We start from the raw sequence: 18,467 nt of genomic DNA, 5'->3' as shown, positions 1-18,467 counted from the left end.
AGGCGATCATTCAAAGTCCTGTCCGGTCTGTTGTTTCATCAGGCGGTTTGCCTCAGGTCGCCCGTGGGGATGCGCTCATAGACAACGTGGTAGAAACGTCCGTCGAACATTTCCATCATTCGGTCTGTAATAACGCGCCCTTCTAGTCGTACCGGAGATGCCAAAGCTTCCTCAACCGCTTGCATGGACGGATAGTCTATTTCCTGAACCATGGCGATAGGTGGTGAACCGGGGTCGACATTCATCATACGCATAACACGCACTGCCTGTGCGTTTGGCATTCGTTTCCAAACGGGAAGTAGTTGCTCTTTCACAATGCGAAAGAATTCCTCTTCTCGGCCTGGGTGAATTGTACCTTCGAAAATTGCTGAACGTGTATGCATGGAAATTTCCCATTACCCATTTTATGTTGCAATGATATCGATAACATGCACTATTGCAAGCAGTAAGAATGAGGACTTGTTCATTCTCAGCAGATTTAAATACTGGGGGAGATGTATTAGAAATTGCCGTCTACAGGATGATATTTACCGGTTAGACGGTGCTTTTCTGGAGAGAAATTGAGAATCAAGTAGCATTCTACTAGCTGCCCTCTCTCGATTTCTCAGTGTTATCGAAAACATCAAACGATAAGTCAAAAAAGCGAATTTCACCATATAGCGATAATGTCTTGCTTTCACTCAAGGAGGATTGATTGAAAGCGAGAAACTGGAGGAGCGATCATGCATATTCTGAAAGCAATTCGTAACATTGCCATGGGTTTGACCATGGTGGGCATGGCAGGTGTGGTAGATGCTCACGCCGTGACGATCAGTGACATTACGGCACGAGGCACCGTCAAGATTGGTGTGTTGACCGGTGCTCCTCCGATGGGCATGGTTGATGAAAAGGGCAATCCAACCGGCTATGACGTGGACGTGGCCAATCTGCTTGGTACCTATCTCAATTTGCCTGTTGAAGTTGTTCCGCTGACCCCACCAGCACGTATCCCCGCACTACAAACAGGCAAGGTAGACTTTCTTGTAGCAACGCTATCTCCTACTGGTGAACGAGCAAAGACAGTGATGTTCACTCAGCCATATAATGCATTCAATATGGATATCATTTCCGGTCCTGATCAGAACTTTGCAAAGCTCGAAGATCTTGCTGGGAAGCGTGTATCTGTGAACCGTGGTTCCACGCAGGAAACAGCGCTTCGCAAAGCAGCAATTCAGGGCCTTGAAATCGTGGTTTACGAGGATGATTCCACAAGCGCGCAGGCATTGATCGCGGGGCAGGTGGATGCTGTAGCGCTACCTTCCACTGTGGGTGAGGCTATTATTAAGCAGCGCCCAGAAGCGGGTTTGAAGGTTGGCTTTACATTCTTCCAGCAGGGCAATTCCATGGCGACCAAGCTTGAAGATTTTGAGCTACGTCAATGGCTCAATACAGCAATCTATCTTATGAAGATTTCCGGAGATTTGGACAAGATTGCCGTCAAGTGGACAGGTCGCCCTATGCCTGATCTGCCATCTTTCTAATTGATGGCTCCGTCGGCGGTTAGAGTGCATCTCGAAAAATGCTCTAGCCGTTCTGACGGGATTTTTCACGCTCTTGCATAGAGATATCCGCACAAGCGCTGACATTCAGCGGGAGGCCGGACCATGTCCTATACATTTCAGTTTGGAGTCATCGCCCAATATCAGGATGCCCTTCTTGCTGGCATTTGGCTGACTATTAAACTGTCGATCATGTCGATCATTCTTGGCTGCGCGGGCGGTATTCTCTTTGCCTCTTTGCGCTCGATGAACAGCGGGATAATCCGCTTCTTGATTGATGCCTATGTCGAAATTATCCGCAATACACCATTTCTGGTGCAGTTGTTTATCATCTATTTCGGTTTACCGGCGGTGGGTTTTCGCGTGGGTGCGGAAGTTGCAGCGCTCATTGGTATGACCATTAATTTGACAGCCTATTCGACCGAAATCATTCGCTCCGGTATCGAGGCGGTACACAGATCACAGATCGAAGCTGGCGAAGCGCTCGGCTTTACACGGCTGCAGATTTATCGCCATGTCATTATTTTACCGGCCTTGGCAAAGGTCTATCCGGCTCTTTGCAGTCAGTTCGTTCTTATGATGCTCGCATCCAGTGTTTGCTCGGTTATTTCGACCCAAGAGCTTGCGGCATCTGCAGCGTTTGTTGAGTCGCAGACCTACCGCTCATTCGAGGTCTATATTGTCGTTACGCTGATCTATCTTCTGCTGGCTTTGTGCTTGCGCGCAGTACTTGCATTGGTAGGTCTCTGGCTCTTTGGCCGTCGTGTCGCTCGCCGCTCGGTGGTTGCCATTCCGGAGGCTTCAGCATGAATTTCAGAAGTTTCGGACCAGACGAATTTCTCTTTCTATTGACGGGCTTACAATGGACCGTTCTGCTGACAGCCATAGCCCTGATAGGTGGTGGCCTTGCTGGCTTTCTGATTGCGCTCGCGCGGGTCTCAACGTTCAAATGGCTGCGTGTGTTCGCTGGCACCTATATCCAGATCATTCAGGGTATTCCTGTGTTGATGATCCTGTTTCTATCCTATTATGGGTTGAGCCTTGCAGGATTTGATCTGCACCCGCTGCTGGCTGCAGGGGCATCGATGTCGATATATGCATCGGGTTATCTGGCAGAAATCTGGCGTGGTTGTATTCAGTCGGTTCCTAAGCAGCAGTGGGAAGCATCTGAGTCTCTCGCCATGACGAGGTCGCAGCAATATCGCTATGTGATCCTACCCCAAGCCGTGCGTATATCGCTGCCGTCGACAGTTGGTTTCGCCGTTCAGGTGGTCAAAAACACTTCGATCGCGTCGATTATCGGCTTTGTCGAACTTGCCCGTGCAGGCACGCTTATTAATAACGCAACATTCCAGCCGTTCCGCGTCTTTATCGTGGTTGCAGCGCTCTATTTTGCCGTTTGCTACCCGCTTTCATTGCTGTCGCGTTGGCTGGAAAGGAGACTCAATGTCTGAAGTCGTCATCAATAATGTTCATAAAAGCTTCGGTGATGTGGAAGTCCTCAAGGGTGTTTCACTGACAGTCGAGCGCGGTGAAGTCATTGCTCTCATCGGGCGTTCCGGCTCGGGGAAAAGTACACTGCTGCGCTGCATAAACGGGCTTGAGAAGATCAATTCAGGCGAGATCGAAATTGCTGGTCACAAGGTAACAAGTGATGCGGCACAGTTGCGAAAACTACGCAAGGATGTCGGCATTGTCTTCCAAAGCTACAATCTTTTTCCGCATCTTACGGTGGGTGAAAATATCATGCTCGCGCCAAAGATTGTGAAGGATGTTTCGAAGGCTGAAGCCCGCAAGAAGGCGGAAGAGGTCCTGAAGCTTGTTGGTCTGTCTGAAAAGTTTGATGCCTATCCAGATCAGTTGTCGGGTGGTCAGCAACAGCGTGTCGCCATTGCTCGTTCTTTGGCTATGCAGCCTAAGGTGATGCTGTTTGATGAAGTGACTTCTGCGCTTGATCCTGAGCTGACCGAGGAAGTGCTGAACGTAATGGAGGAGCTGGCGCGCGGTGGTATGACGATGATCCTCGTCACTCACGAAATGGCCTTTGCCCGGCGCGTGGCGACACAGACGATCTTCATGCATCAAGGTAAGATTTGGGAAGAAGGACCTTCAGCAGAGCTGTTCGCTAATCCCAAGACTGCTGAGCTGCGCCAGTTCGTGAAGTCAGACGTCAAGTAACTCCCCAACATGAAATAAAGAGCCACATTATGTCAGTCGAAATACTACAGCTTTGCCCTTTGATCCCTGCAATGGAGCAAAGTCTGAATGAACAATACGAAGTCCACCGCTGGTTTGAGATGGCGGATCAAAGCGAATTTTTGAATGCCAATGGTAATCGGATTAGAGGCGTCGTCACTGGCGGTCATATAGGTATTCCAAATGAGCTGGCAGATCGCTTGCCCGCACTTGAAATTGTGGCCATTAACGGTGTTGGTTTTGACAAGGTCGATCTGTCGAAAGCTCGACAACGTGGCTATCGCGTTTCTAACACACCAGATGTTCTCACGACCGATGTAGCTGACACTGCGATTGGTCTCATCATCGCACAGGCTCGCCATATAGCGGCGGCTGACGCGCATGTGCGCAAGGGAGGCTGGTCGAAGTCGGAAATCGGCCTGGGTACGCGCGTAAGTGGGCGGCGCTATGGCATATTTGGTCTCGGTCGCATCGGGAAAGCGATTGCCAAACGATTGGAAGGGTTTGAGGGTAAGATCAGCTATACGGGTCGCGCAAAACAGGATGTCGGCTATGACTATTATCCAAGCCTGACTGAGCTTGCTAAAAATTGTGATGTGCTGGTGATCGCGGCTGCGGCCAGTGCAGAAACGCGCCATTCGATCGACGCTGCAGTGCTTGCGGCGCTCGGTCCGGATGGTGTTCTGATCAATATTGCACGCGGTTCGCTCGTTGATGAAGGGGCGCTGGTCAAGGCTTTGCAACTAGGTCAGCTTGGCGGGGCGGGGTTGGATGTTTTTGAAGATGAGCCCAACGTACCTCTAGAGCTCTATGAGATGTCGAATGTTGTGCTGACACCACATATCGGCAGTGGTACGCACCAGACCCGTAAAGCAATGGCTGATCTGGTGCTGGCGAATTTAAGTGCACATTTTAGCGGTAAGGAACTGGTGACACCGGTTGTTTAACAAAACACTGACGGAAAAGCGGCCATTGGCCGCTTTTTTATGAAAGCTTACCGTCAAGCAGGCGCATCATTTCGGCTGAATCCTTGTCTCCTAATCCTGCTGCACACAGCAGTCGATGGATTTCCACGACTTGACCGGTCATTGGCAACGGAGTTTTGGTTTTCATAGCAAATGCCTGAAGAGAGTCCAGGTCTTTCAGCATGTTGTCTATGCGGCCTGTGGGGCTGTAATCGCGCGCGGCGAATTTGCCCATGAACTCTTGCATAATGTGGTTGTCGGCGCGTCCACCTGCGAGTGCTTGTGGAATAATGGTGGGGTTCACACCCCCAGCTTCTGCAAGCTTTACGGCCTCCGCGACGGCCTGAAATGCTACCGCGCAGAAGAGCTGGTTGATGAGCTTGGTTGTCTGTCCAGCGCCACTTGGTCCCATCAATGTGTAGTTTGCACTAAGATGTTGCATGACGGCAAAGGCGTTATCGAAATCCGCTTTCTCACCACCAGCCATAATAGTCAATTCACCGGTGAGTGCGCGTGGTGCACCACCTGAAAGTGGACAATCAACCCATTTCATGCCGGTTTCAGACGCGAGTTGGCTTGCCATTTTCGCAGTCTCAGCTGGATCGACAGAAGACATGTCAATGAGCGTTTTTCCAGCCGTCGCAGCGGTAGCTACTCCGTTCTGGCCGAAAACAACATTACGTACAATATCAGCATGGTTGAGGCTCAGGATAACGAAGTCGCTGTCTTTGGTGGCTTCACCCGGAGATTTCGAGGCCGCTGCTCCTCTTTCGGCAAGTTTCGTTATTTTGTCTTTATCAAGGTCAAAAACTCTCACCCGATTACCGGTTTCCAGCAGTCGCGTGGCGATGGCCGTACCCATAATACCCGCACCAATAACTGCGACATCTGATGTCTTATTCATCAATCTTCTCCCATGATTGACGTGAATTCTTTGCTCAAACGCTAGCGGTCATACCGCCATCGACATGAAGCACTTGACCATTGACAAAAGACGAGGCGTTGCTGCTCAGATAAACTGCCGCCCCAACCAACTCTTCAACATTGCCCCAACGACCTGCCGGTGTGCGCTTTTCCAACCAGCCGGTAAACTCGGGATTGTCTACGAGCGCTTGATTGAGTGGTGTCTTGAAGTAGCCTGGCGCAATGGCATTGATCTGTAGACCGTGCTTTGCCCAATCTGTCGCCATGCCGCGTGTCAGATTGCGAACGGCCCCCTTTGTTGCGGTATAAGGTGCGATGGACGGGCGAGCCAATTCGCTTTGTACTGACGCAATGTTTATTATCTTGCCGTGTTTGCGTCCGATCATATGACGCGCCACAGCCTGACCGACATAGAAGACACTGGAAATATTGGTTTGAAGCAGTTGCTGCCACTTATCTTCCGGGAAATCCTCGAGTGGTGCACGAAACTGCATTCCGGCATTGTTGATGAGAATTTCTATCGCACCTATCTCGCGCTCGATTGCGTTCACATCCGCTTTTACAGCCTCGATGTCGGTGACATCGAATTTGGATACATGTGCTTTATGACCTGCATCGCGAAGGTCTTTTACCGCTGCTTCAACTTTGGTCGGATCGCGGCCGTTTATAATCAACTCCGCGCCGTGTTCGGCCAATCCTTTTGCAAGGGCCAACCCAATGCCCTGGCTCGAACCGGTTATCAAAGCCAGTTTGCCCGACAAATCGAACAGCGGAAATGTCATGAGTTCCTCCCGGGTAATATGACGCACGAATGGTGTTTCATGTGATTAGCCTTGCATAAATGTTATCGATAACATATGCAAGTTTCAACAGGGAGGAGCGCATGAAAACTGTTGTCATTCACGCCGCCAAAGACCTTCGGCTTGAAGAGTGTGACGTCGAAGCCGTTGGGTCGGGCCAGGTTGAGGTTGCCATTCAAGCGGGTGGTATTTGTGGCTCCGATCTCCATTATTACAATCATGGCGGTATCGGTGCCATTCGGCTGCGCGAACCGATGATATTGGGGCATGAAGTAGCGGGAACAATTACCGCGCTGGGCAGTGGTGTGGTTGGTTTGACGGTTGGTGATCAGGTAGCTGTATCGCCAAGCAGGCCCTGCAATGCTTGCCAATATTGCCTGAAAGGTATGCAGAACCACTGCCTGAATATGCGCTTTTATGGTAGTGCTATGCCGACGCCCCACATTCAGGGGGCGTTTCGCCAGAAGCTGGTTGCTGAGAGCTGGCAGTGCCACAAGGTTGATAACGGCATCTCTATCCATGAGGCGGCATTTGCCGAACCATTAGCCGTTACACTTCATGCTGTGACACGCGCCGGTTCATTGCTGAACAAGCGTGTTCTTGTGACGGGATGTGGGCCAATTGGTGCATTAATCATCATTGCCGCTCGTGCTCACGGCGCTCGCGAAGTGATTGTAACAGATGTCATGGAGCCAGTTCTGAAAAAGGCACGCGAAATTGGGGTCGATCGCACCATCAATGTAGCGGAAGATCCAGAGCAGTTAGCAAACTATGCGGCAAATAAAGGCTATTTCGACATTATGTTTGAGGCATCGGGCAATGAACGTGCCATGCGGGCAGGACTTGAAGTGCTAAAACCTCTTGGCATTTTGGTGCAAGTCGGGCTTGGCGGGGATGTATCGATTCCGCAAAATATCGTCGTCTCTAAAGAAATTGATATGCGTGGTTCTTTCCGCTTTCACGAAGAGTTCGGCCTCGCGGTTGATATGATTAATCGGAAGGCTGTCGATGTGAAGCCGCTTTTGAGTTCAGTTTATCCGTTGGAAGATATTCTTGCGGCATTCGAAATTGCGGGTGACAGGAACCAGTCCATGAAAGTTCAACTGGCTTTTTAAAGCTATCTCGCGTCAGGCGTGCTAACATAACGGTTCATGCCAATGTTCTTTGATGTGGCGCGGCGATGTATTTCAGCCATCGTTGAATGAAACGCTGCGTTGCGCTGTTCAAGCTTTGCATGTTCTGCCAGATGAGCTGGTACGAGCTCGCGGATTTCAGCAAGGATTGCGGCTTCATCAATGGAACACATGCGCCCATGATTAACGACAATGTCGCCAGCCACCATGACGGTCTCGATTGATGAACCGTTTTCGGCATAAACAAGGTGCTTGGCTACATCATTGAGTGGCATAAAGCTTAACGTTGTCAGGTCGAGTATCAGTAAGTCGGCAGCTTTGCCGATTTCAAGCGATCCTGTGATGTCTTCAAGAAGAGCGCTGCGTGCACCATTAATCGTGGCCATTTTGAGAATCTCATCAGCATAGATCCACTGCTTGTAATCCGGGCCGGATACACTGTGTATCAATCCTGCAACTCGCATGACGTCAAAAATACGTGCGGTATCATTTGAAGAAACCCCATCTGTTCCCAGGGCAATGGTGACACCTGCGTCCATCAACTGGCGAATGGGAGCAATGCCGGCGCCAAGCTTTTGATTGGATATTGCGTTATGAGCGACAGAGCATTTTGCAGCGCCCATCAGTTCGATGTCGTGAGGGCTCACCCATACGGAATGTGCAACGGTTGTATTGCGTGAAAGAACGCCAAGGTCATCCATATAGGCGATTAGGCTCTTGCCATAGAGTTCATGGCCGGTGACGGCTTGAGTTTTGGTTTCAAGCACATGAGTATGCAAAGGCACGCGCATCTTGATCGCGAGCTCATGACAAGCCTGCAGCAAATCTGCTGTGCAGCGCTGTGGTGCCGACGGTGCCAGCATAAAATTGAGACGGCCCGCTTTGCCGTGCAGCGTTGAAAATGCGGATTGGCAATAATCAATATAGGCATCGGCGGACATGGGCGGCCCGAAATCGAGCTGTTCTTGCAGAGCAGGCGGCATAACCTCACGCGCATACGGCAGGGCGTCAAGCGTATGGATATTCATAGCGGCGCTCGAAACATTAGCACGAATGCCCGCATCTTCATATGCTTTGAAAACAGTCGTAAGCCGTGAGAGATCGTGAGTTGGAGGGTCGAAAAAGTCGTCGCAAATTGTCGTGACGCCGTTGCGTAATGACTCGATAGCTAGAAGCAGGCTGCGCAGATAAAGCAATCTTTCGCCAATTACGGGGCCCATCAGTAGTGGATATGCATAGAGCAACCAGATTTCCAGTGGCACGCCTTCATATCGTCCTCGGAAAAAGGTCTCGCTGGAATGCGTATGGGCATTAATCAGCCCTGGCATCACCAGACGGTTTTTGCCTTCGATGACGGAAGCATCCGGAGCAGAAGGCAAGTTCTGACCGATAGCTGAAATTTTGCTGCCTTCTATCAGAATGTCGCCCTCGAACGGGCGGCTTCCTTGGTTCGCGCACATTGTAAGAATGGTCGCGTTCCTGATTAGCGTCTGCTTCTGTTTAAAAGTCATGGGCTTATCCTGGTACTTTTACTGATCCCGCAGTTCACTGAAACCGCTGGCTGCTTTTGTGCCACCGCGCAATTGCGTGCTTAGCCAGACACCGACAACTGTGGCGATATAGGGTAGTGCAAGCAGCAGGTCGTGTGGAACACGATTACCAAAGGTAAGCTGCGCCCTGATGCCAAGTGCGCCGACAATTGCGAAGAAGGCCGCAGCCAGACTTGCACCGATTGGATGCCCCGCACCAAAAATGACTGCTGCGAAGCCCATGAAGCCACGTCCGGCAGTCATGTTCTGGGCAAAGATCTGAAGACTTCCGGCTGCAAGTTCCGCACCAGCTAACGCACACAATACGCCGCCAATCATCAGGGCTACCAGACGCATAATAGCTGGGTTTACACCGACGCTTCGTGCGGCGAAGGGATGTTCACCGGCGGCAGCCAAGCGCAATCCAAAGCGAGTACGCCGCAAAGTGACCCACATCGCGAATGCAACAAAAGGCATGAGAAGAACAAGGATTGAAAGGGAGCCAAAAGCACCGAAGGCCACACCGATACGCGGAAGCCCAAAGGGGGCACTGATTGCTGCCTGTGTCCCGAAAATCGATTGAACCGCGAGTGCAGTGCCGCCGAGCCCCAAGCCGGTGAGTCCTAGTCCGGCAATTATCTGGTTGGCTTTGAGCTTCTCGACAACAAACCAAAACAGGATTGAACCGATCACGCAGACGATTATAGCACTTAAAAGCGCAAGCCAGATTGATTGTGTGAGCACAATACCCAGAATAGTTGCACAGGCACCCACAATCATGAGTCCTTCAAGGCCGAGATGCCAGATGCCGGTACGCTGTGCAATAACACCTGCAAGCGTGACGTAAATGAGCGGCGTGCCTGAACGCAGGATAGCGATTAGGAAGTCTTCCATATCCGTCCTCCGAGTTTTGCGATCCGGTCGACGACACTGGATTTTGCGGTGATGAAGAGAGCAATGGATGCGTTGATGATGTCGATTGCCGACGAGGGTAAGCCAGCCATGATTGGCAGATAAAGCGCTGCGGATGCCAGTCCGCCAAAGAACAACGAGACAAAAGCTGTTCCTACGACTGAGAAATTCGCAACAAGCGCAATCAAAATGGCGGTAAATCCATGTCCGGGCAGGAAGCCGCCTGTCAGGCGGCCGTTGGGGCCCATGAACTCAATCGTTCCGGCGAGGCCAGCAAGCGCGCCGCTTAGCAGAAAGCTTGAAAGGCCGATGCGCCATGTTCGTGCTCCTTGCCATTGTACCATGGTAGGGTTGCGACCAGCCAGGCCCGAAAGCACGCCAAAGGCTGTACGGTTGACAAGTAACCACATGGCCAGACCAACGATTACAGCGATTGCGATGATTGTTGGTGATAGCCCCAAAGAGTCGCTGATACGATAGGCGCTTGCCAATGGGCGGCTTGACGATTGCTGACCAGTGCCAGATGGATCTTTGAGAGGTCCGGCTGTGACATAGAGTAGGAAAAGTCCGGCGATGAAGTTTCCCATCAGCGTGGTAATGACTTCATCCGTTCCTGATTTCAGACGTAGCAGCCCTGGCCACAGCGCCCAGAGTGCACCACCCGTCATACCCGCAAGAAAACACATGGCAATGAGGATAGGTGCTGGGGCACCGTTAAGCCTTTCGGCCATGAATGCGGCCGCGATGGCACCCATGTAAAACTGTCCCTGCGCGCCAATGTTGAAATAGCCGGCGCGGAATGACACCGCAACACCAACCGCAGTAATGAAGAGTGGTAAACCCCATCGCAAAGCCTGCTGCAACGCCCCGGGCCGAAGGAAGGCGCCCTCAGCAATCGACTGGAACATCAGGCTTGTCGAGTAGCCCGCAGTTTGAAAGATGATACCACACAATATGAGGCCGATCAGAATGAAGATCAGCGCGCGGAAAACGGAGACGAGCCGGTCAATCATTGATGGACTCCTGTCATAGCGGCTCCCACCGCAGCAAGGTCATAGGGCGGACGGAATTCGGCAACAATGCGTCCCGAAAGCATGACGATGACGCGGTCGGAGATATCGAAGATTTCATCTAAGTCAGATGAGATGAACAAAAGACCGCAACCGCGAATCCGTGCTTTGCGCATTGAATCCCAAACGAAGGAGGTAGCGCCGATATCAAGGCCGCGTGTTGGCTGCGCAGCAAGTATGAGCCGCGCATCCTGATCCATTTCACGAGAAAGGATTACTTTTTGCGCATTGCCGCCAGAGAGCGAACCTGCCCGCTGACCTACTTCGGAATAACGCACGTCCCATTCTTTGAGCGCCGTGTCGCATTGTTTGCGGATCGCTGACGGGCTGATCGTTGATAACAGTGAATTCTGGAGGAGGCTGCGTGCTGCCCAGTTTTCCCAGAGTGAACTGGTCAGGCTTAAGCCTTCGACATTGCGTTCAAAAGGAATGATACGCAGGCCCGCACTGCGCCTTGCAGCCAGTGGCGCGGTGGTCAAATTCTGGTTGTCGTTGATGATATTGCCGTCAACCACATCGGCCATCGCGGCAATTGCGCGAACAAGTGTGCGCTGTCCATTGCCTTCCACGCCTGCCACGCCGATAATTTCGCCAGAACGAATGTCGAGACTGACCTGATCGAGTGCGGGACCCTCTGAATCTGGTCGCGTCGAAACCTTGGTCATGCGCAGTATCGGCGCGCTGCCCTGATCCACAGCTGGTTCATGCATATGGGGCGTTATGCTTGTGCCTGTGAGGGCAGCCTTGTCGTCAGCATTAAGCTTTTTTGCAGCAGCCGATCCGATAATCAGTTCGGCCAGTTTATCCGCATCAATACCGTCGCATGGTAACGGCCCATCGACGAGCTTACCGCCGCGTAACACCGTGACCGTATCTGCAATTGCCAAAACTTCTCTGATTTTGTGCAAAATAAGGATAACGGTCACACCGCGTTCTTTCAGACGGCGTACACGCTCGAATAATTTGTCTGCGCCTTCAGGTGAAAGAACTGCTGTGGGTTCATCGAGGATGAGAAGTTTTGCGTCGGAAACAAGAGCGCGAGCGATTTCAACGCCTTGCTGCGTCTCGACCGGAAGATCACGGATCCGTTGTCGGGCTTTAACCTTTACATCGAGCGCGTCGAGATGTGGTTGCCAGCGTTTTTCCAGTTGGGCTTTGGAAAACAGGCTTCCACCTTCTGCACCGAACTGCATGGCTTCTGCCACAGTGAAAGAGGGTGGTAGTGCAAAGCTTTGATGAACCAGTTCGACACCGGAGCGTCGTGCATCTTTAACATTGCCTCCCAGGAGTGGGCGGCCGCCGATCTTAAGTTCTCCGGAAGTGGGGCGGACAAGGCCAGCCAGCACTCTGGCGAAGGTCGTCTTTCCGGCGCCGTTCTGGCCGACAACGGCGTGGATTTTTCCACGCTCGAAGACGATGCCGACATCGGAGAGCGCAATGATGGAACCATATCGAACGGTTACATCATTGCATTCAAATATTGGAGGGCTGGCCTTGTTCATAGCAGCATGTTCTCGTCACAGATCAGAGAGTTGTGTTGAACGGGACTTTGAGAGATCCATCGAGGATCGCTGCACGCGCTGCGGCGATTTCCGGTTCGATTTCCTTCGCGTTGGCGACGAGATCCGCGGGTCCCTGTTCTGCAAACAATGGTGAAGGTATAAAGTCGATCACGCCTGTTCCCAGCCCGGTGTGTTCATGTGTGCCACCAGCAAAGTTATCGCCAACAGCTTTGGTCACCTCGTTGTAAAGTGAGTTGCCGAAGTCCAGCCCGACGATGGAAACAACGTTCTTCGGGCCTTGCGGGAACTGCGCCGGATCAAGCACACTCACGAGGCGACCTTCGCCTTCCTTAGCGGCGGCAATAATACCGAAATCGGTTGCGGCTGCGTCGGTCTGGATGAAATCAATACCGCTTGAATACATTTGCGTTGCGATTTCCTGCCCCTTCGCGGGGTCCTGAAACGAGCCCGCAAAGGCAACCGCAACCGATGCATCAGGCCGGACCGACAGTGCACCTGCCTTGAACGCGTTATAGTCAGCATTGATCGGCGGAATGGATACGCCGCCAATAAAGCCAAGTTTGCCGGATTTGCTTATACGTGCTGCAAAAATGCCCGATAGATAGCAGCCGAGATAATAGTCGTAAGAGACGGTTACGACATTTGGAATTGCAGGTTCAAACGGATCGGCGAAGAGCTGAACCCATTTGGTGTTCGGATAAGATGGTGCGAGTGCTTTGAAAGGTTCCGCAACTTCATTGAATGTCGAAACAATCACTGAAGCGCCAGCATCACCAAGTGTGCGGAAAATGGTTTCATAGGTTGCGGGATCCTGCGCATAGACGGCGCGCGACTGAAAGCCATGTTCGTCCGCAAGTTGCTTGAGCTTAGCGATCATCGAATCTACGGCGCTTGCGTCACCTGCGGCTTGCGTGTGCACGAGTGCGACGAGGCCACCAGCGGCGTGTGCAGCTGCGGTTAAAAGGCCGCTGCTCATGCTGAAAGCTGCCAGGCCCGCAGTGGACTTGAGGAAATTTCTGCGGTCGATTGACCGACGCAGAAGGTTGAGTTCTGTTGAATTTCTGTTTGTCATGTTCCCATTTCCTTGCTCTGGAAGTTCGGTATTAGTTTTTTATTGGGGCGGCTTTTATGCCGCCCTTGGTTTTGCAGCTGCCCAATCGCAGCCGAATGATTTATGCGCCGGGCGAAAACGATGCCGGGTTCATAATCATCACATCCTGCGTCTGAATTGCATCGAGCGCCCAGACACCCGCAATGAAGCTCTGCCATTCCGGGTCCGCATACATGGCGGCACGTCTTGCTTCACGATCGGCGAGGCTGTCATAGCGCCACATTAAAACGGTGCGGTGCAGATGACCGATCTCGCTGACGTAAAGGCCTAGAAACGTGTTGAGGTGCCGCTTCTGAATCGGCAAGCCTTCGGTTTCATACTTTTTGAGCCAGCCATCGACAGTGCCTGGCTTGAATGTATATGTGCGATGTTCGACAATCACAGGGAGGCCTCCTTGAGAATGAATTCGGCAGCGCGCTCGCCGATCATGATCGCCGGAGCATTGGTGTTGCCGCTGGATATAATTGGCATGATTGATGCGTCTGCGACGCGCAGCCCTTCAATGCCGTGGACTTTTAATCGAGCATCGACCACAGACATCGGGTCGTTACCCATCTTGCAGGTGCCAACGGGATGGAAAGTTGTCATTGCATTGGCACGTAGCCATTTGATGAGTTCGGCATCGCTTTCGACGGCTGGCCCTGGTGCGAGTTCCTTGCCGCGATATTTGTCGAATGCTTTCTGCTGGATAATGTCGCGTGTCATACGTATCGCGTTGATCATCGTGAGAATGTCAAATTCGGTCTGAAGGTAGTTTGCGTTAATGCGTGGGCGATCTGCCGGATCGGCAGAACGCAAACGGATTTCGCCGCGGCTTTCCGGATTTACCGGACCGACACGCAAGGAGAAGCCGTGATTGGCTTCAACACGCTCTTTCTTGAACGGGTTGGGAAAGTGTAGATTTGCAGTCTTTTCCAGTGCGGGCATAAAGTGAAGCTGGATATCAGGTGCCGCTAGATCGGTACGCGACTTGACGAATGCGCCTGCTTCGTAAGGGAAGGTTGTGGTGATACCTTCCCCAAACAACATACCCTGAATGACGGACCATGTGAGCTTGTCGGCTCGCAGATCAGAATAAAGCGTGACCGGTTCGCGGCATTCATAGGCCATGACGCAATCGACATGATCCTGAAGGTTTTTGCCAACGCCTGGCAGATCCTGAACAACATGAATATTGTGTGGCGTTAGTTCGTCTGCGGCGCCAATGCCGGAAAGCATAAGGATTTGCGGTGAGTTGACGACGCCGGCCGAGAGGATCACCTCCCGGTTTGCATGAGCCTTGATGACATTGCCTTTGCGCGCGTATTCGACGCCGATCGCGCGGCCATTCTCAATGAGAATGCGCCTTGTATGCGCTCGCGTAACGATGGTGAGATTGGGCCGCGACTTCGCCGGGTGCAGGAAAGCATAGGCAGTTGAACAGCGCTTACCTTTGGTGATGGTGAAATCATAGCGACCAAAACCCTCCTGTTCTGCACCGTTGAAGTCATCATTGAGCGGGTAGCCTGCTTGCTCGCCTGCTTCGTTGAAAACATTCAGCAGTCCGTTCCAGCCCCGCGCGCGGCAGACAGTTAGCTCGCCTTCGGTGCTATGAAAGGCATCCTTGCGTTGCACATGGGTTTCGGAACGAAGAAATGCTGGTAACACTTCGTCATAAGACCAGCCGTTAGCCCCCATCTGCGCCCAGCGATCATAATCATGGCGATTACCGCGCACATAGATCATGCCATTGATGGTAGAGGTCCCACCAAGCACTTTGCCACGCGGCCAATAGAGCGAGCGCCCATTAAGATGAGGTTCGGGTTCGGTATGGTAATGCCAATTATAGATGCCTGAGTGAAAGAGCTTTCCCATCAGCATTGGAAGGCGAAACAAGGGGTTCAGGTCGCGACCGCCTGCTTCGAGCAATAATACTTTATTGGCAGGATCGGCCGAAAGACGGTTTGCAAGCACGCAGCCTGCCGAACCGGCACCAATGATGATGTAATCGAATGTCTTGGTTGCGGCCATATTACCAAGCAATGGGTTTGGAACCCATTTCCTCTAGAAAATTGTTGCAAAGAACGAATGGGTTGGGGAGCGCCAGAACTTCATCGGCCCGCGCTGGGTGTTCACGCAGAACACAGCGCACATTGCCGCCAATGGTTTCGTCAATGCCTGCCAGTTTAAGTGCCTGTGCCGCGGCATCACCAAAACCTAGAAACACCAATGGTTTTCCGCGCGCAGCAAGTAAACGGAGCGTTTTAACGATCAGCGGACGCCAAAGCACGAGATGTCCCTGAGACTGATGTGGGTCGATATCCACCTTGAAACGCGTAAGCGTTAGCGACGCGTTAAGAAGCAGCGCGCCTTCGTTAACCCACCGATCTGCAATCTCGGAAGGCTGTTCCAGCTCCACCGTACCATTTTCTATTGCGTCCAAAGTCTTTGGCCAATCGGCGAAGCTTCTTGCATAGGACAAGTCGCCTGTGCGAGCTGCGATTATCTGCTGGGTGTATGCGCGGATGCTTTTGGAAAACATCTTGTCGAGCTCGTTCCAGCCTGTGAGGTTACCCGCCTCAAATGCCCGTCCGGTGGCAAAGCCCGGTTCTGGATAAGGGTCCTGTCCCAGAACGACGCAACGAACATTGTCAGGCAAAATGCCATCAAATGCGCGAAGGCAATGTGTGCCTTGAGGCATTCCCGGAAAATGCTTTCCACGACGAACGGGAAAAATCGGCTCCCAGATTTCCAGTTCGAGCTCAGGCGAAATGCCATCGAAATCAAGGGTGACATTACCGAGGAACGAACGCCAGGGTTCGCTCAGATCGGCAGGCCATTCCGCCAGAAATTCCTCCATTGCAGCTTTTAATCGCACAGTCATTCGCACCCTCCCCAAGGTTGCGTGGTCAGGAAATTTCAAGAACCTGACCGTTTTGTCAGCTTTTTATGAAAAGAAGTTGACCATTTTGTCAACTTCTTTTTTATTGGTGCTTCGATTCCAAAGGTCCCGTAGAGTTGTTTAGTCAGACTTGCGTCGAGCTTTTGATTGAATGCACGTTAATGACCGGGGCGAATGAACCGGAAAAAGATATTTGGAAATAATGGGATAACCAATGGTAGACCAAAGCAGATCGGTTGAGATGGAGCCAGAAAACCAAGTGGCTTCGGATGAGCCGATCAGAGCACGAAACGTTCTTAAAATTCTCACTGCCGCTGTTGAGATTTTTTCTCGCAAGGGCCTTGATGGTGCACGTATCGTTGAGATTGCAAAGGCTTCGGGACTGCCAAAGGGAAATGTCTATTATTATTTCTCGTCCAAAGAAGAGATTTATAATGCTGCTATAGACCGGCTGATCCACAGCTGGGATGATGCTTTCAGACACATATCAGCCGAACGTGAACCGGCTGAGGCAATCGAAGCCTATGTTCGTGCCAAGCTTAATCATGCGTGGGAAAATGCAGCGGAAACGCGACTTTTTGCCAATGAGATTCTGCAGGGCGCAGAACATCTCTCTACAGATGCCCGAGAGCACATGCGTAGGGTCACCTCAGAAAAAGCGGGCGTGATCGATGCATGGGCTGCTGCGGGTAAAATTGTGCCTGTTGATGCGCGTCATCTTTTCATTTTGCTTTGGTCTGCGACGCAATTTTATGTCGAGTTTGAAGCTCTCGCCTGTGATGCACTCGATGTCAGTCAGCTGGGAGAAGATGATTATGCGAAAGCCGCCAAGACAATAACCGAGACGATTCTACGCGGACTCATAGTCAGATAAAGAGCATTTGGAGCTGATCACAACAGCGCCAAATGCTTTAATTATCGGGGCGGCTTAGTGCTTTTGCTGGCTGAGTGTGTCGCGCAATTTCAACATATCTGCACAAACTTCCTCCAGATCAGCGACTTCGAAGCCGTCTGCATAGCGGAAACCATGACGAGTAAGAGCGGTCTTTAAGTCGCCGGTATATTCAACGCGACCATTTCTAATGATAAGCCCTTTTTCTTCTTCAAAAGAGGCATTCCAAGCAATGGCTTCTTGTTCGGTAACACTGTGTGGCAGGTTCAAGTGTAAAACTCTGTCTTGGAGTTTTACCGGGTAGCCGCCCGGCAAGCCATTCGGACCAGGCACATGGCCAGTCCATGGTTTGTTTGCTGCATAGGCGGCAATGAGTGTGACACCGCTTGCGCCTGATATTTCAATTGCCGGTTCAGTTGTAAGCTTGACGCCTTCAAATTCTTTGAAGACGTCTGCTACTTCCTTACCATCGATGAAGACACGACAAGGGCGAGTGCCCACTCGCTCCGACGACGGCCTGCGCCATGCTGCGAGATTCTGATAATGCGCTATCACTTGAATGCGGGCTTGGTCTGTGATTCCTTTTGCGCCCGCAAAAACATTTGAGAGAATGGCGACATTGCCTGTGCCGCTCAAAACGTTGAAACCAAGTGCTGAGATGATGCCGTTCACGACGTCGGGAAAGCCACAATTAATCAACGCAGTTTCAGGTGAAAACTTACTGATAGAGCGTGCCATGCGGCTTGAAATGAGCGCCTGAAATACCGCTGTCGCTGAAAGTCCACCTTCCGCGACAAGCGCTGTCCATTGGTTGCCAGTATCGGAAATAACGCTGGAAGTCTGAATAGAGGCACCTTGCACAGCTATGGTCGGTCGCGTATCTGCGATCAGTTGCTCTGTTGCCCCTTCCTTCACCAGATCGATCTCATAAGTATCGAAAGTGATAGGTTTGCTGAACATGGAGGCGCGTGCATTGCACGCTGTCTTAAGCCA

The 18,467-nt window shown here is 51.7% G+C and carries 19 protein-coding genes; 7 read left to right on the top strand and 12 right to left on the bottom strand.

Translation table 11 applies throughout. The features are described from left to right. Nucleotides 1–38: 38 nt before the first annotated feature. Entirely contained in the window at nt 39–383 is a 345-nt protein-coding gene (locus CEV34_RS24965) for an EthD domain-containing protein (RefSeq protein WP_007880047.1), read from the bottom strand. A gap of 372 nt (nt 384–755) precedes the next feature. On the opposite strand from CEV34_RS24965, the gene CEV34_RS24960 reads away from it, so the two are divergent. The 5 genes from CEV34_RS24960 (at nt 756) to CEV34_RS24940 (ending at nt 4,681) form a co-directional block, all read left to right on the top strand. Next, nucleotides 756–1,520: a transporter substrate-binding domain-containing protein gene (locus tag CEV34_RS24960; RefSeq protein WP_374891548.1), complete on the top strand. Its 765-nt coding sequence runs from the start codon at nt 756–758 to the stop codon at nt 1,518–1,520. Between the two features lie 123 nt (nt 1,521–1,643). Continuing rightward, the gene (locus tag CEV34_RS24955; protein ID WP_007880043.1) at nt 1,644–2,348 is read left to right on the top strand and encodes an amino acid ABC transporter permease; all 705 of its coding nucleotides are present in this window, start codon (nt 1,644–1,646) and stop codon (nt 2,346–2,348) included. Then, on the top strand, nt 2,345–2,992 hold the full coding sequence (locus tag CEV34_RS24950; RefSeq protein ID WP_007880040.1) for an amino acid ABC transporter permease: 648 nt from the start codon (nt 2,345–2,347) through the stop codon (nt 2,990–2,992). Before CEV34_RS24955 ends, CEV34_RS24950 begins: the two co-directional genes overlap by 4 nt. Beyond that, nucleotides 2,985–3,716 carry an amino acid ABC transporter ATP-binding protein gene (locus CEV34_RS24945; protein WP_007880038.1) on the top strand — a complete coding sequence of 244 codons (732 nt, stop codon included), beginning with the start codon at nt 2,985–2,987 and terminating at the stop codon, nt 3,714–3,716. The genes CEV34_RS24950 and CEV34_RS24945 overlap by 8 nt, the downstream gene beginning before the upstream one ends. A gap of 29 nt (nt 3,717–3,745) precedes the next feature. Then, nucleotides 3,746–4,681 (top strand): 2-hydroxyacid dehydrogenase, encoded by a 936-nt coding sequence (locus CEV34_RS24940; RefSeq protein ID WP_094544742.1) that lies wholly within the window; start codon nt 3,746–3,748, stop codon nt 4,679–4,681. A 37-nt stretch (nt 4,682–4,718) separates the two neighbouring features. Here CEV34_RS24940 and CEV34_RS24935 read toward each other — a convergent pair whose 3' ends face one another. Together CEV34_RS24935 and CEV34_RS24930 are read right to left on the bottom strand one after the other, a co-directional pair. Next, on the bottom strand, nt 4,719–5,603 hold the full coding sequence (locus tag CEV34_RS24935) for an NAD(P)-dependent oxidoreductase (RefSeq protein ID WP_007880034.1): 885 nt from the start codon (nt 5,601–5,603) through the stop codon (nt 4,719–4,721). A 34-nt stretch (nt 5,604–5,637) separates the two neighbouring features. Next, on the bottom strand, nt 5,638–6,405 hold the full coding sequence (locus tag CEV34_RS24930; RefSeq protein ID WP_007880032.1) for an SDR family oxidoreductase: 768 nt from the start codon (nt 6,403–6,405) through the stop codon (nt 5,638–5,640). A gap of 101 nt (nt 6,406–6,506) precedes the next feature. On the opposite strand from CEV34_RS24930, the gene CEV34_RS24925 reads away from it, so the two are divergent. Then, nucleotides 6,507–7,538: an L-idonate 5-dehydrogenase gene (locus CEV34_RS24925; RefSeq protein WP_007880031.1), complete on the top strand. Its 1,032-nt coding sequence runs from the start codon at nt 6,507–6,509 to the stop codon at nt 7,536–7,538. 2 nt (nt 7,539–7,540) lie between these two features. On the opposite strand, the gene CEV34_RS24920 is transcribed toward CEV34_RS24925, so the two are convergent. The 8 genes from CEV34_RS24920 to CEV34_RS24885 form a co-directional block, all read right to left on the bottom strand. Then, nucleotides 7,541–9,067 carry an amidohydrolase family protein gene (locus tag CEV34_RS24920; protein ID WP_094544741.1) on the bottom strand — a complete coding sequence of 509 codons (1,527 nt, stop codon included), beginning with the start codon at nt 9,065–9,067 and terminating at the stop codon, nt 7,541–7,543. Nucleotides 9,068–9,085: 18 nt separating this feature from the next. Further along, a complete protein-coding gene (locus tag CEV34_RS24915; RefSeq protein ID WP_007880029.1) occupies nt 9,086–9,979 on the bottom strand; it encodes an ABC transporter permease in 894 nt (297 codons plus the stop codon). Continuing rightward, entirely contained in the window at nt 9,964–11,010 is a 1,047-nt protein-coding gene (locus CEV34_RS24910) for an ABC transporter permease (protein ID WP_007880028.1), read from the bottom strand. Before CEV34_RS24910 ends, CEV34_RS24915 begins: the two co-directional genes overlap by 16 nt. Further along, on the bottom strand, nt 11,007–12,569 hold the full coding sequence (locus CEV34_RS24905; protein ID WP_007880027.1) for an ABC transporter ATP-binding protein: 1,563 nt from the start codon (nt 12,567–12,569) through the stop codon (nt 11,007–11,009). The genes CEV34_RS24910 and CEV34_RS24905 overlap by 4 nt, the downstream gene beginning before the upstream one ends. A gap of 22 nt (nt 12,570–12,591) precedes the next feature. Next, a complete protein-coding gene (locus tag CEV34_RS24900; RefSeq protein WP_039860967.1) occupies nt 12,592–13,617 on the bottom strand; it encodes a BMP family ABC transporter substrate-binding protein in 1,026 nt (341 codons plus the stop codon). A 145-nt stretch (nt 13,618–13,762) separates the two neighbouring features. Beyond that, complete coding sequence (locus CEV34_RS24895; RefSeq protein WP_007880025.1) at nt 13,763–14,083, bottom strand: NIPSNAP family protein; 321 nt, start codon at nt 14,081–14,083, stop codon at nt 13,763–13,765. Further along, complete coding sequence (locus CEV34_RS24890) at nt 14,080–15,711, bottom strand: GMC family oxidoreductase (RefSeq protein ID WP_039860957.1); 1,632 nt, start codon at nt 15,709–15,711, stop codon at nt 14,080–14,082. The genes CEV34_RS24895 and CEV34_RS24890 overlap by 4 nt, the downstream gene beginning before the upstream one ends. 1 nt (nt 15,712) lies before the next feature. Then, the gene (locus CEV34_RS24885; RefSeq protein WP_007880023.1) at nt 15,713–16,564 is read right to left on the bottom strand and encodes a uracil-DNA glycosylase family protein; all 852 of its coding nucleotides are present in this window, start codon (nt 16,562–16,564) and stop codon (nt 15,713–15,715) included. Between the two features lie 232 nt (nt 16,565–16,796). Between CEV34_RS24885 and CEV34_RS24880 the strand changes: the two genes are divergently transcribed. Beyond that, a complete protein-coding gene (locus CEV34_RS24880; protein ID WP_231195571.1) occupies nt 16,797–17,456 on the top strand; it encodes a TetR/AcrR family transcriptional regulator in 660 nt (219 codons plus the stop codon). A gap of 54 nt (nt 17,457–17,510) precedes the next feature. Here the strand turns inward: CEV34_RS24880 and CEV34_RS24875 are convergent, their stop codons facing one another. Further along, nucleotides 17,511–18,389 carry a hypothetical protein gene (locus CEV34_RS24875; protein ID WP_235819182.1) on the bottom strand — a complete coding sequence of 293 codons (879 nt, stop codon included), beginning with the start codon at nt 18,387–18,389 and terminating at the stop codon, nt 17,511–17,513. Nucleotides 18,390–18,467: the final 78 nt, after the last annotated feature.

Source organism: Brucella pseudogrignonensis (assembly GCF_002252525.1).
In the GTDB taxonomy this organism is placed as follows: Bacteria; Pseudomonadota; Alphaproteobacteria; order Rhizobiales; family Rhizobiaceae; genus Brucella; species Brucella pseudogrignonensis.
The sequence above is the reverse complement of the archived record's forward strand: the minus strand, read 5'-3'. Positions and strand labels throughout refer to the sequence as shown.

What these genes read in the sequence shown, in the direction of transcription:
- CEV34_RS24880 (WP_231195571.1), top strand. Translation starts at nt 16,797, where the DNA reads ATGGTAGACCAAAGCAGATCGGTTGAGATGGAGCCAGAAAACCAAGTG.
- CEV34_RS24965 (WP_007880047.1), bottom strand. Translation starts at nt 383, where the DNA reads ATGCATACACGTTCAGCAATTTTCGAAGGTACAATTCACCCAGGCCGA.
- CEV34_RS24940 (WP_094544742.1), top strand. Translation starts at nt 3,746, where the DNA reads ATGTCAGTCGAAATACTACAGCTTTGCCCTTTGATCCCTGCAATGGAG.
- CEV34_RS24925 (WP_007880031.1), top strand. Translation starts at nt 6,507, where the DNA reads ATGAAAACTGTTGTCATTCACGCCGCCAAAGACCTTCGGCTTGAAGAG.
- CEV34_RS24885 (WP_007880023.1), bottom strand. Translation starts at nt 16,564, where the DNA reads ATGACTGTGCGATTAAAAGCTGCAATGGAGGAATTTCTGGCGGAATGG.
- CEV34_RS24920 (WP_094544741.1), bottom strand. Translation starts at nt 9,067, where the DNA reads ATGACTTTTAAACAGAAGCAGACGCTAATCAGGAACGCGACCATTCTT.
- CEV34_RS24910 (WP_007880028.1), bottom strand. Translation starts at nt 11,010, where the DNA reads ATGATTGACCGGCTCGTCTCCGTTTTCCGCGCGCTGATCTTCATTCTG.
- CEV34_RS24915 (WP_007880029.1), bottom strand. Translation starts at nt 9,979, where the DNA reads ATGGAAGACTTCCTAATCGCTATCCTGCGTTCAGGCACGCCGCTCATT.
- CEV34_RS24950 (WP_007880040.1), top strand. Translation starts at nt 2,345, where the DNA reads ATGAATTTCAGAAGTTTCGGACCAGACGAATTTCTCTTTCTATTGACG.
- CEV34_RS24935 (WP_007880034.1), bottom strand. Translation starts at nt 5,603, where the DNA reads ATGAATAAGACATCAGATGTCGCAGTTATTGGTGCGGGTATTATGGGT.
- CEV34_RS24890 (WP_039860957.1), bottom strand. Translation starts at nt 15,711, where the DNA reads ATGGCCGCAACCAAGACATTCGATTACATCATCATTGGTGCCGGTTCG.
- CEV34_RS24955 (WP_007880043.1), top strand. Translation starts at nt 1,644, where the DNA reads ATGTCCTATACATTTCAGTTTGGAGTCATCGCCCAATATCAGGATGCC.
- CEV34_RS24905 (WP_007880027.1), bottom strand. Translation starts at nt 12,569, where the DNA reads ATGAACAAGGCCAGCCCTCCAATATTTGAATGCAATGATGTAACCGTT.
- CEV34_RS24945 (WP_007880038.1), top strand. Translation starts at nt 2,985, where the DNA reads ATGTCTGAAGTCGTCATCAATAATGTTCATAAAAGCTTCGGTGATGTG.
- CEV34_RS24930 (WP_007880032.1), bottom strand. Translation starts at nt 6,405, where the DNA reads ATGACATTTCCGCTGTTCGATTTGTCGGGCAAACTGGCTTTGATAACC.
- CEV34_RS24960 (WP_374891548.1), top strand. Translation starts at nt 756, where the DNA reads ATGGGTTTGACCATGGTGGGCATGGCAGGTGTGGTAGATGCTCACGCC.